This is a genomic window from Streptomyces sp. ActVer (assembly GCF_027270795.1).
GTDB classification, from domain to species: Bacteria; Actinomycetota; Actinomycetes; order Streptomycetales; family Streptomycetaceae; genus Streptomyces; species Streptomyces umbrinus_A.
On the sequence record NZ_JAPWHT010000317.1, the window covers coordinates 1 to 12,302 of the forward strand.

9 protein-coding genes are annotated in these 12,302 nt (G+C 69.2%); 8 read left to right on the forward strand and 1 reads right to left on the reverse strand.

Translation table 11 applies throughout. The features are described 5' to 3' along the window. Positions 1 to 187: 187 nt before the first annotated feature. Positions 188 to 2,914 carry a DNA polymerase I gene (gene polA / locus O3Q52_RS36980; protein WP_269652990.1) on the reverse strand — a complete coding sequence of 909 codons (2,727 nt, stop codon included), beginning with the start codon at positions 2,912 to 2,914 and terminating at the stop codon, positions 188 to 190. 188 nt (positions 2,915 to 3,102) lie between these two features. Here polA and O3Q52_RS36985 point away from each other — a divergent pair, with 188 nt between their 5' ends. The 8 genes from O3Q52_RS36985 to O3Q52_RS37020 form a co-directional block, all read left to right on the forward strand. Then, entirely contained in the window at positions 3,103 to 5,406 is a 2,304-nt protein-coding gene (locus tag O3Q52_RS36985) for an FdhF/YdeP family oxidoreductase (protein WP_269652998.1), read from the forward strand. Positions 5,407 to 5,467: 61 nt separating this feature from the next. Then, on the forward strand, positions 5,468 to 5,956 hold the full coding sequence (locus O3Q52_RS36990; protein ID WP_269652991.1) for a PaaI family thioesterase: 489 nt from the start codon (positions 5,468 to 5,470) through the stop codon (positions 5,954 to 5,956). A 66-nt stretch (positions 5,957 to 6,022) separates the two neighbouring features. Beyond that, a complete protein-coding gene (locus O3Q52_RS36995; RefSeq protein ID WP_269652992.1) occupies positions 6,023 to 6,433 on the forward strand; it encodes a hypothetical protein in 411 nt (136 codons plus the stop codon). Further along, positions 6,430 to 7,062 (forward strand): Tat pathway signal sequence domain protein, encoded by a 633-nt coding sequence (locus O3Q52_RS37000; RefSeq protein ID WP_269652993.1) that lies wholly within the window; start codon positions 6,430 to 6,432, stop codon positions 7,060 to 7,062. The genes O3Q52_RS36995 and O3Q52_RS37000 overlap by 4 nt, the downstream gene beginning before the upstream one ends. A 280-nt stretch (positions 7,063 to 7,342) precedes the next feature. Further along, positions 7,343 to 8,578 (forward strand): branched-chain amino acid ABC transporter substrate-binding protein, encoded by a 1,236-nt coding sequence (locus O3Q52_RS37005; protein ID WP_269652994.1) that lies wholly within the window; start codon positions 7,343 to 7,345, stop codon positions 8,576 to 8,578. Between the two features lie 111 nt (positions 8,579 to 8,689). After that, entirely contained in the window at positions 8,690 to 9,622 is a 933-nt protein-coding gene (locus O3Q52_RS37010) for a branched-chain amino acid ABC transporter permease (RefSeq protein WP_269652995.1), read from the forward strand. A gap of 5 nt (positions 9,623 to 9,627) precedes the next feature. After that, entirely contained in the window at positions 9,628 to 11,457 is a 1,830-nt protein-coding gene (locus O3Q52_RS37015; RefSeq protein WP_269652996.1) for a branched-chain amino acid ABC transporter permease, read from the forward strand. Positions 11,458 to 11,462: 5 nt separating this feature from the next. Continuing rightward, a partial coding sequence (locus O3Q52_RS37020) for an ABC transporter ATP-binding protein (protein ID WP_269652997.1) occupies positions 11,463 to 12,302 on the forward strand: 840 nt, incomplete at its 3' end.

Consider the following 12,302-nt stretch of genomic DNA (forward strand, 5'->3'; position numbering starts at 1 on the left):
CCCGCGCCCCTAAAAGATAAAAGCCAGGGGCGCAGCCCCGCTTTCAGGGGCGCGGGGAACTGCGCGGCCAGCCCAAACCCACCCACACCCAACACACCACCCCGACCCTCACCCACCCAGGGGCGCGGGAAACTGCGCGACCAGCCCCACCGGGCCCGCAGCCGAATCCCGCGCCCCCCGGAGGGCGCTAGTGGGCCGCCGACTCCCAGTCCGGGCCCGAGCCGACCGAGACGTCCAGGGGGGCCCGGAGGTGCACGGCGTTGGCCATCTCGTGGCGGACCAGTTCCTCGGTCTTCGCGCGCTCGCCGGGGGCGATCTCCAGGACGATTTCGTCGTGGACCTGGAGGAGCATGCGGGACTTGAGGTCGGCCTTGCGGAGAGCCCGGTCCACGTTGAGCATGGCGATCTTGACGATGTCCGCCGCCGTGCCCTGGATCGGCGCGTTCAGAGCCATGCGCTCGGCGGCCTCGCGGCGCTGGCGGTTGTCGCTGTTGAGGTCGGGGAGGTAGCGGCGGCGCCCGAAGAGCGTCGCCGTGTAGCCCGTGGCCCGTGCCTCGTCGACCGCGCGGCGCAGATAGTCCCGTACGCCGCCGAAGCGCTCGAAGTACGTGTCCATCAGCGCGCGGGCCTCGCCGGCGTCGATGTTCAGCTGCTGGGAGAGGCCGAAGGCGGACAGTCCGTACGCCAGGCCGTACGACATGGCCTTGATCTTGCGGCGCATCTCCGCGTCGACGGCCGTGCCCTCGACGGAGAACACCTGGGAGGCGACGGTGGTGTGCAGGTCCTCGCCGGAGGTGAACGCCTCCAGGAGGCCCTCGTCCTCGGAGAGGTGGGCCATCACGCGCAGTTCGATCTGGCTGTAGTCGGCGGTCATGAGGGACTCGAAGCCCTCGCCGACGACGAAGCCGCGGCGGATCGCACGGCCCTCCTCGGTGCGGACCGGGATGTTCTGCAGGTTCGGGTCCTGCGACGAGAGACGGCCCGTCGCGGCCACCGTCTGGTGGAACGTGGTGTGGATGCGGCCGTCCGCGGCGATCGTCTTGATCAGGCCCTCGACGGTGACGCGGAGCTTCGCCTGCTCGCGGTGGCGGAGCATGATGACCGGCAGTTCGTTGTCGGTCTGGCCGGCGAGCCAGGCGAGCGCGTCGGCGTCCGTCGTGTAGCCGGTCTTCGTCTTCTTCGTCTTGGGCAGGCCCAGTTCGCCGAAGAGGACTTCCTGGAGCTGCTTGGGCGAGCCGAGGTTGAACTCGTGCCCAGCAGCCGCGTGCGCCTCCTTCACGGCCTGCTGGACTGCGCCCGCGAACATCTGCTCCATGGCTTCCAGGTGGGCCTTGTCGGCCGCGATGCCGTGCCGCTCCAGGCGGGCCAGGAGCACGGAGGTGGGCAGCTCCACATCGCGCAGCAGGTCGGCCGCGCCGACCTCCTTGAGGCGCTCCGTGAACGCCTCGCCCAGGTCGAGGATCGCGCGGGCCTGCACCATCAGCGCTTCGGCCTCGGCGCCTTCGTCCGCGCCGAAGGCGAGCTGCCCGTCGGCCGCGGCGGCGGGCGCCAGCTCCCGGCCGAGGTACTCCAGGGACAGTGCGTCCAGGTCGAAGGAGCGGCGGCCCGGCTTGACGAGGTAGGCGGCGAGGGCGGTGTCCATGGAGACGCCCTCGATGCTCCAGCCGTGCTCGGCGGAGACCCGCATGGCGGCCTTGGCGTTGTGCAGCACCTTGGGCTTGTCGGGGTCGGCGAGCCAGGCCGCGAACGCGTTCTCGTCGGCCTCGTCCAGCTCGGACGGGTCGAACCACGCGGCGGCGCCGTCGGCCGCGGCGAGGGCGACCTCGGCCACCGAACCGGTGCCGAGCGCCCAGGTGTCGACCGTGGCGATGCCGAGGACCGCGGTGCCGTGCTCGGCGAGCCACGGCTTGAGCTCGCCCGCGCCGATGACCGTGCCGTCCACCGCCACGCCCGCGGCGGCCGGCGGACCGGCGTCCGCCTCCTCCGCCCCGGGGTCGACGGCGAGCAGCCGCTCGCGCAGCGAGGGGTTACGGATCTCCAGGGTGTCCAGGACCATCGCGACGGCCGTGCGGTCGTACGGAGCGCGCTCCAGGTCTGCGGCCGACTTCGGCAGCTCGACGTCGCGCACCATCTCCGTGAGGCGGCGGTTGAGCTTGACCGCGTCCAGGTGGTCGCGGAAGTTCTGCCCGGCCTTGCCCTTGACCTCGTCGGCGCGCTCGACGAGCTCCGCGAACGACCCGAACTGGTTGATCCACTTCGCGGCGGTCTTCTCGCCGACCCCGGGGATGCCCGGCAGGTTGTCGGACGGGTCGCCGCGCAGGGCCGCGAAGTCGGGGTACTGCGCGGGCGTCAGTCCGTACTTCTCGAAGACCTTCTCCGGAGTGAACCGCGTCAGCTCGGAGACGCCCTTCGTGGGGTAGAGCACGGTGGTGTGCTCGGAGACGAGCTGGAAGGAGTCGCGGTCGCCGGTGACGATGAGCACCTCGAAGCCCGCGGCCTCGGCCTGGGTGGCGAGCGTGGCGATGATGTCGTCCGCCTCGAAGCCGTCCACGGCGAACCGCTCGGCGTGCATCGCGTCCAGAAGCTCGCCGATCAGCTCGACCTGGCCCTTGAACTCGTCCGGGGTCTTCGACCTGTTCGCCTTGTACTCGGTGAACTCCTCGGAGCGCCATGTCTTGCGCGAGACGTCGAACGCCACCGCGAAGTGCGTGGGCGCCTCGTCGCGCAGCGTGTTGGCGAGCATCGACGCGAAGCCGTAGATCGCGTTCGTCGGCTGGCCCGTCGCCGTCGTGAAGTTCTCCGCGGGCAGCGCGAAGAACGCTCGGTACGCCAGCGAATGCCCATCCATGAGCATCAGCCGCGGGCGTCCGCCGCCGGAGGTCTTCTCGGTCTTCTTCGATGCTGAATCTGCCACGCCCCCGATCCTGCCACGCCCCACTGACAGTCGGACCCGCCCCGCCCTCCGCGAGCGCCTTCGCAGCGTGGTCGTCACGCCTTTCGCACCGCGCGCGATCATCGCCGCGGACGGGCCGCGATCGTTGTCACCACCACGTGGGAGGATCGAAGACGTACCTCATACGTGTGCTCGAAGAGGAGGCCGAGATGGCCGGCAAGCCGCCCCAGAGTGATCCGGTTCAGGACGCGCCCCAGGTCGCCGGCCCGAAGCACGCCGCCGCCGGACTGCCCGCGGTCGGGCACAGCCTGCGCATGGCCCAGCAGCAGATGGGTGTGAAGCGCACGGCGCTGACGCTGCTGCGGGTCAATCAGAAGGACGGCTTCGACTGCCCCGGCTGCGCCTGGCCCGAGCCGGAGCACCGGCACACGGCGGAGTTCTGCGAGAACGGCGCGAAGGCGGTCGCCGAGGAGGCCACTCTGCGCCGTGTGACCCCGGACTTCTTCGCCGCGCACACGGTCGCCGATCTCGCGACCCGCAGCGGCTACTGGCTGGGCCAGCAGGGCCGTCTCACCCAGCCCATGTATCTCGCGGAGGGCGCAGAGCGCTACGAGGCGGTGCCCTGGGAACGCGCCTTCGACATCATCGCCGAGGAGCTCACCGGCCTCGCCTCCCCCGACGAGGCGCTGTTCTACACCTCGGGGCGCACCAGCAACGAGGCGGCGTTCCTGTACCAGCTGTTCGCCCGCGAGTTCGGTACGAACAACCTGCCGGACTGCTCCAACATGTGCCACGAGTCGTCGGGTTCCGCACTGAACGAGACGATCGGCATCGGCAAGGGCAGCGTCCTCCTTGAGGACCTCTACAAGGCCGACCTGATCATCGTCGCCGGGCAGAACCCGGGCACGAACCACCCGCGCATGCTCTCCGCCCTGGAGAAGGCGAAGGCGGGCGGCGCGCGGATCATCACCGTGAACCCGCTGCCCGAGGCGGGCATGGAGCGCTTCAAGAACCCGCAGACCCCGCAGGGCATGTTCAAGGGCGCCACGCTCACCGACCTGTTCCTGCAGATCCGCATCGGCGGCGACCAGGCCCTCTTCCGCCTCCTGAACAAGCTGATCCTCGCTGAGTCCGACAGCGCCTCCGGCGCGGGGTCGGGCGCCGTCGACAAGGCCTTCATCGACGAACACACCCACGGCTACGAGGAGTTCGCGGAGGCCGCCCGCGCCGCCGACTGGGACGAGACGCTCACCGCGACGGGCCTCACGCGCGAGCAGATCGACGAGGCCCTGCGCATGGTCCTCGCCTCCGAGCGCACCATCGTCTGCTGGGCCATGGGCCTCACCCAGCACAAGCACTCCGTGCCGACCATCCGCGAGGTCGTCAACTTCCTTCTGCTGCGCGGCAACATCGGCCGCCCGGGCGCGGGCGTGTGCCCCGTGCGCGGCCATTCGAACGTGCAGGGCGACCGCACGATGGGCATCTTCGAGCGCCCCGCGCCAGCCTTCCTGGACGCCCTGGAGAAGGAGTTCGGCTTCGCCCCGCCGCGCGGCCACGGCTACGACGTCGTACGGGCCATCCGCGCGATGCGTGACGACAAGGCGAAGGTCTTCTTCGCGATGGGCGGCAACTTCGTGTCGGCCTCCCCCGACACCGAGGTCACCGAGGCGGCCATGCGCCGCGCCCGCCTCACCGTGCACGTGTCGACGAAGCTCAACCGCTCGCACGCCGTCACCGGCGCGCGTGCCCTGATCCTGCCGACCCTCGGCCGCACCGAGCGCGATCTGCAGGGCAGCGGCGAGCAGTTCGTGACCGTCGAGGACTCCATGGGCATGGTGCACGCCTCACGCGGCCGTCTGGAGCCCGCGAGCGAGCACCTGCTGTCCGAGCCGGCCATCGTGTCCCGCCTCGCCCGCCGCGTCCTCGGACACGAATCCCGCACCCCCTGGGAGGAGTTCGAGAAGGACTACTCCACGGTCCGCGACCGCATCGCGCGGGTGATCCCGGGCTTCGAGGACTTCAACGCGCGCGTGGCCGACCCGAACGGCTTCGCCCTGCCGCACGCCCCGCGCGACGAGCGCCGCTTCCCCACGGCCACCGGCAAGGCCAACTTCACCGCCGCACCTGTGGAGTTCCCGAAGCTCCCGCAGGGCCGTCTCCTGCTCCAGACCCTGCGCTCGCACGACCAGTACAACACCACGATCTACGGCCTGGACGACCGCTACCGGGGCATCAAGAACGGCCGCAGGGTCGTCCTCGTCAACCCCGAGGACGCCCGCGAGCTCGGCCTCGCCGACGGCTCGTACACCGATCTGGTCGGCGAGTGGAAGGACGGCGTGGAGCGGCGCGCCCCCGGTTTCCGGGTCGTGCACTACCCGACGGCCCGCGGCTGCGCGGCCGCGTACTACCCGGAGACGAACGTGCTGGTGCCGCTGGACGCCACCGCCGACACCAGCAACACGCCCGCCAGCAAGTCCGTCGTCGTGCGTCTGGAACAATCGGCAGCCAACTGAGCGTTCGCTTAGCCAGCGCGGCCGCTCGGGCAGCGTGATCGACGACGAAGGAGCAGGACCCATGGGCGAGCAGCACCACGCGAAGTTCCCGCAAGAGGTCATCGACGAGTACGCGGCGCTCGGCGTGGACCTGGTCGCCATGTTCTCCGCCGGACATCTCGGCACACGCATGGGCGTCCAGGTCGTCGAGGCCTCCGCGGACCGCGTGGTGGGCACCATGCCGGTCGAGGGCAACACCCAGCCGTACGGGCTCCTGCACGGCGGCGCCTCCGCCGTGCTCGCCGAGACACTCGGCTCGGTCGGCGCCATGCTGCACGGCGGCAGCTCCAAGATCGCCGTCGGCGTCGACCTGAACTGCACCCACCACCGGGGCGCCCGTTCCGGCCTGGTGACCGGCGTGGCCACACCTCTGCACCGGGGCCGCTCGACAGCCACGTACGAGATCGTGATCAGTGACGAGGACGGCAGGCGGGTATGCAGCGCGCGACTGACGTGCATGCTGCGCGAGGTGAATCCGAGCGACGCGCAGCGCGTCGACGCGACGAACTGAGCCACCGGAACACCGTTGTCCGCGGGCGGCGTTGATCCCGGGCACCCGGCGGCATAGCGTCATGGGATGGGAACGGGTGGGGCCCTCTGGCGGGGGCCTGTGCTTGGGCTGGTGCTCCTGACCGGCGCTCTGGCCACCGGGTGCGGCGAGTCCGGCCCGCAGGGCCAGGCGGCGGGCACGCGGGCCGCTTCCGGTGCGCCGTCGTCACCGCCCGCCACACCTCCCGAGGACCTGTGCGCGCGGATCGTCGCCCACTGGTCGCGGGAGGTGCTGGACAGCGACACCTACGGGGACTACCAGTCGATGGGCCTGTCCAACGGGCAGTACGAGATCCTGATGGAGGTCGTGGACGCGGCCCGGTCCGAGAAGAAGCGCTCCGGCGGACAGGCGGCGCGGGAACTGATCGACCGCGAGGCGCGCGAACGCTGCACGGAGCGGTACCGCGACGGCAATCCGACGGGAGGGCCCTGGAGTTGAGCGGCGTCGGTCCGGTCGAACCGGGCGAGGGCACACACGCGTGGGACACCGTCGAGCCGGCCCCGCCGCTCCTCCCCGGGACCCCCCGCGAGCGGCTGACAAGCCTGTACGCCAGGCACCGCCGTGCCGCGCTCGCGTCCGCCACCGCGGTCACCCTCGTGGCGTGCGGCAGCTATCTCTTCGCGACCCGGCCCCACGACCCGCCACCGCCCGAAGCACCCAACCCGTCCCAGGCGGTGTCCATCACCTACCTCGGCCAGGAGAGCACGCCCGCCGGCGCTCCGAGCAGAAGCTTCAGCTTCGCGGTGAAGGTCACCGCACAGGACGGACCCACGATCACCGTCGTGCGCATCTCGCAGCCCTACGCGAGCCTCTCGCTGACGTCGGTTCCGCGCCCGCCGTTCCGGACCAAGCCCGGTTTCGGTCACAAGATCGTCGTCACGATGCATGTCACGGAATGCGCGAATGTGCCGTCAAACGCCGCTCTCCCTTTCCTGGACGTAACTCTGCGTAATACGCGCGCAATAGAAGACCACAGCTTCATCCTGGGTGAGCGCTATGCGCACGACCTCTCAGGAGCCCTGCAAGTAGCCTGCAGCAACGACTCCGGGTCAGCACCAAAACGGTAGGACGCTCCTGAAATGACCGCGGCACGTCCTGCAGGTTCTCACTATGTGGACCGGACGAATAGGCAGGAAGTCTGCCCATCCGCCCAGTGAGTACCGCTCTGCATTACCTCGTGTCATAACAAGAGCGTCACAGCATGACTCAGACTCTCCTCCACGTTCCCCCGACACGCTTAGAGTCACGGCCAGTCACCGCGCCATCGGATTCGAATTATTTTCGGCCCAGCGCTCGACTCGGTCCGTTCCACGAGGAAGGGCCGTGCCAGGGAAAGGACTGCTGATCGTGCGTCAACGTTCGCTCATCGCCATCACCGCCGCGTTGGCGGCGGGAGCACTCACCCTCACCGCCTGCGGCTCGCGCGACGAGAACGGCGGCGGTTCGGACTCGAACGGCGGTGGCACCACCGTCGTCATCGGCGTCGACGCCCCGCTGACCGGCGACCTCTCCGCGCTGGGCCTCGGAATCAAGAACTCCGTGGACCTCGCCGCCAAGACGGCCAACAAGGAGAAGACCGTCGACGGCGTCACCTTCAAGGTCGAGGCCCTCGACGACCAGGCGCAGCCCTCCTCGGGCCAGCAGAACGCCACCAAGCTGGTCGCCGACAAGAACGTCCTCGGCGTCGTCGGCCCCCTGAACTCCTCGGTCGCCGAGTCCATGCAGAAGGTCTTCGACGACGCCAAGCTCGTCGAGGTCTCCCCCGCCAACACCAACCCGGCCCTGACCCAGGGCACGAAGTGGAACGGCGGCGAGAAGGCCCGCCCGTACAAGTCGTACTTCCGCACCGCGACCACGGACGCCATCCAGGGCCCGTTCGCCGCGCAGTACGTCTTCAACGACGCCAAGAAGAAGAGCGTCTACGTCATCGACGACAAGAAGACCTACGGTGCCGGCCTCGCCGCCACCTTCACCGAGGAGTTCAAGAAGCTCGGTGGCAAGGTCGTCGGTACGCAGCACATCGACCCCGACACCAAGGACTTCTCCGCCGTCGCCACGCAGGTGAAGAGCTCCGGTGCCGACGTCGTCTACTACGGCGGCGAGTACCCGCAGGCCGGCCCGCTCAGCAAGCAGATCAAGGCCGCGGGCGCCAAGATCCCGCTCGTCGGCGGTGACGGCATCTACAGCGCCGACTTCATCAAGCTGGCCGGCGCCAGCGGCACCGGCGACCTCGCCACCTCGGTCGGCGCGCCCGTCGAGGACCTCCCCTCCGCCAAGGAGTTCGTGTCCGCCTACAAGGCCGCGGGCTACAAGGAGGCCTACGAGGCGTACGGCGGCTACTCCTACGACTCGGCCTGGGCGATCATCGAGGCCGTGAAGAAGGTCGTCGAGGACAACGACGGCAAGCTTCCGGACGATGCCCGCGCCAAGGTCACCGAGGCCATGCAGGGCGTCACGTTCGACGGTGTGACCGGCAAGGTCGCTTTCGACGAGTTCGGTGACGCCACCAACAAGCAGCTCACCGTCTACTCCGTCGAGGGTGGCACCTGGAAGCCGGTGAAGTCCGGCACGTACGAAGGCTGATCCACACCCGCATCACCACATGAGCCGCGCGGGGCGCTGCACCACAAGCGCCCCGCGCGGACTCGCATCCGGTCACATCCCTCGACTATCCGAACGCTCGGAGGACATGCGGTGAACGAACTGCCGCAGCAGCTGGTCAACGGCCTGCTACTGGGATCCATGTACGGGCTGGTCGCCATCGGCTACACGATGGTCTATGGCATCGTCCAGCTCATCAACTTCGCCCACGGCGAGATCTTCATGACCGGGGCCTTCGGCGCGCTCACGGTCTATCTGTACGTACTCCCCGACGGCACCACCATGTGGATCGCCCTGCCGCTCATGCTCGTCGGCGCCATCTTCGTCGCCGTCACCGTCGCAGTCGGAGCGGAACGGTTCGCCTACCGCCCCCTGCGCACCGCACCACGCCTGGCCCCCCTCATCACCGCCATCGGCCTCTCCCTGGCCCTGCAGCAGGCGGTATGGGCCTGGTACCCCAACGCCAAGTCGGCGCGGACCTTCCCGCAGATCGAAGGCGGCCCCTTCGAGATCGGCAACGTCACCATCCAGACCGGTGACGTCTTCCTCTTCATCGCGGCCCCCATCAGCATGGCCGTCCTCGCCTACTTCGTCATGAAGACCCGGACCGGACGCGGCATGCAGGCCACCGCCCAGGACCCGGACACCGCCAAGCTCATGGGCATCAACACCGACCGCATCATCGTGGTCGCCTTCGCCCTCGGAGCCGCGTTCGCCGCCGTCGGAGGCCTCGCCTACGGCCTCAAGTACGGCCAGATCGACTTCCGCATGGGCTTCATCCTCGGCCTCAAGGCCTTCACCGCCGCCGTCCTCGGCGGCATCGGCAACATCTACGGAGCCATGATCGGCGGCGTCGTCCTCGGCCTCGCCGAGACCATGGCAACCGCCTACATCGCCGACGTCCCCGGCATGTCACAGCTCGGCGGCCAGTCCTGGGCCAACGTCTGGGCCTTCGTACTCCTCATCCTCGTGCTCCTCTTCAGGCCACAAGGCCTGCTCGGCGAGCGCGTCGCGGACAGGGCGTGAGACCTATGACCACACAGACCACCAGCCCCCAGACGCCCGCCAAGGAGCCGGCCGGCTCCACCGCCGGACTCATCGGCATCCCCCCCAACATCGGACGCGCCCTCGCCACCGGCGGCGGCATCCTCACCATCATCTCCACCTTCCTCGCCTGGACCTGGACCGCCGCATTCCCCGGCGACCTCACCGTCTACGGCTACCCCGGCGGCCTGCAGGTCCTCGTCCTCATCGGCGGCGCCCTCACCACGCTCTTCGGCCTCTCCTCCTACGGCGTCAAGGGCCTGCGCTGGCTCACCCCCGCAGGAGCCGACAGCGCCATCAAGCTCGCCGCGCTCGCAGCGTTCGCCACCGCCTGGTACACGATCATCGCGATCAGCACCAAACTCGGCGGCCTGGCCAACCTCGAACCCGGCGGCTGGATCGTGGCCATCGCCACCCTCACCGCCCTGCTCGGCTCACTCTCCCTGCCGTTCCAGCGCCCGGCCCCGGACCCCTCCGACCCGGACGACACCGCCTGGGAGCAGTTCCGCCACCGGCGACGCTACGACGTCACCGTCGTCAAGGCCGCCTTCGCCTCCGGCACCACCAAGGCCCCGGCCCACAAGCTCCCCGCGTACGCCGAAATCCTCGTCATCGTCGCCGCACTCACCCTCGGCCTGACCGTCTTCACCTACGGCATCGGCACCGAGTACGACGAGCAGTTCATCGGCTTCCTCATCACCGCGGGCCTCGGCTTCGCCGCCGCCGCCAAGGCCGGACTCGTCAACAGGCTCTCCGCACTCACCTCCAAGCACCGCAACATCACCATGATCGGCGCGTTCGTCGCCGCCGCCGCATTCCCCTTCACCCAGTCCGACGACCAGTACGCGACCATCGGCGTCTACATCCTGATCTTCGCCACCGTCGCCCTCGGCCTCAACATCGTCGTCGGCCTCGCCGGACTCCTCGACCTCGGATACGTCGCCTTCCTCGGCGTCGGCGCCTACACCGCGGCCATGGTCTCCGGCTCCCCCTCCTCCCCCTTCGACATCCAGCTGCCGTTCTGGGCCTCCGCCCTCCTCGGAGCCGCCGTCGCCATGGTCTTCGGCGTCCTCATCGGCGCCCCGACCCTCCGGCTGCGCGGCGACTACCTCGCCATCGTCACCCTCGGCTTCGGTGAGATCTTCCGCATCACCGTCCTCAACATGGACGGCACCAGCGGACCCGACATCACCAACGGCTCCAACGGCATCTCCTCGATCCCGAACCTCAACATCCTCGGCTTCGACTTCGGCCAGGAACACACCATCGCCGGATTCACCATCGCGCGCTTCGCCAACTACTTCCTGCTGATGCTCCTCATCACGCTGGTCGTCGTGGTCGTCTTCCGCCGCAGCGGCGACTCCCGCATCGGCCGCGCCTGGGTCGCCATCCGCGAGGACGAGACCGCCGCGCTCGCCATGGGCATCAACGGCTTCCGCGTCAAGCTCATCGCCTTCGCACTCGGCGCCGCACTCGCCGGCCTCGCCGGATCCGTCCAGGCACACGTCACCTACACCGTGACACCCGAGCAGTACCAGTTCGCCCACGTCGTCCCGCCCAACTCGGCCTTCCTGCTCGCAGCGGTCGTCCTCGGCGGCATGGGCACCATCAGCGGACCGCTCGTCGGCGCCGCACTGCTCTACCTGATCCCCGCCAAGCTCCAGTTCCTCGGCGACTACCAGCTCCTCGCCTTCGGCCTCGCGCTCGTCCTGCTGATGCGCTTCCGTCCGGAAGGCCTCATCCCGAACCGGCGCCGCCAGCTCGAATTCCACGAGGAAGCGGAAGCTCCCACAGTCCTCAGCAAGGCAGGGGCCTGACCACCATGACTACCGACACCACCACCAAGGGCGCCGCACCCGGCGCCACCGCCCCCGGCGAAACCGTGCTCGACGCACGCGGCGTCACCATGCGCTTCGGCGGCCTCACCGCCGTACGCAACGTCGACCTCCAGGTCAACGGCGGAGAAATCGTCGGCCTCATCGGCCCCAACGGCGCCGGCAAGACGACCTTCTTCAACTGCCTCACCGGCCTCTACATCCCCACCGAGGGAGAGGTCCGCTACAAGGGCACCGTCCTGCCGTCCCAGTCCTTCAAGGTCACGGCCGCCGGCGTCGCCCGCACCTTCCAGAACATCCGTCTCTTCGCCAACATGACGGTCCTGGAAAACGTGCTCGTCGGCCGCCACACCCGCACCAAAGAAGGACTCTGGTCCGCACTCCTGCGCGGACCCGGCTTCAAGAAGGCCGAAAAAGCCTCCGAAGACCGCGCCATGGAACTCCTGGAGTTCATCGGCCTCGCAGCCAAGCGCGACCACCTCGCCAGGAACCTCCCCTACGGCGAACAGCGCAAGCTCGAAATCGCCCGCGCCCTCGCCAGCGAACCCGGCCTGCTCCTCCTCGACGAGCCCACCGCCGGCATGAACCCGCAGGAGACCCGGGCCACCGAGGAACTCGTCTTCGCCATCCGGGACATGGGCATCGCCGTCCTCGTCATCGAGCACGACATGCGGTTCATCTTCAACCTCTGCGACCGCGTCGCCGTCCTCGTCCAGGGCGAAAAGCTCGTCGAAGGCGACAGCGCCACCGTCCAGGGCGACGAACGCGTCATCGCCGCCTACCTCGGCGAACCCTTCGAAGACGCACCCGGCCAGGAGGAGGTCGCC

Excerpts from the sequence above, each read along its gene's own strand:
- O3Q52_RS37015 (WP_269652996.1), top strand. The coding sequence starts at position 9,628 with ATGACCACACAGACCACCAGCCCCCAGACGCCCGCCAAGGAGCCGGCC.
- O3Q52_RS36995 (WP_269652992.1), top strand. The coding sequence starts at position 6,023 with ATGGGAACGGGTGGGGCCCTCTGGCGGGGGCCTGTGCTTGGGCTGGTG.
- O3Q52_RS36990 (WP_269652991.1), top strand. The coding sequence starts at position 5,468 with ATGGGCGAGCAGCACCACGCGAAGTTCCCGCAAGAGGTCATCGACGAG.
- O3Q52_RS36985 (WP_269652998.1), top strand. The coding sequence starts at position 3,103 with ATGGCCGGCAAGCCGCCCCAGAGTGATCCGGTTCAGGACGCGCCCCAG.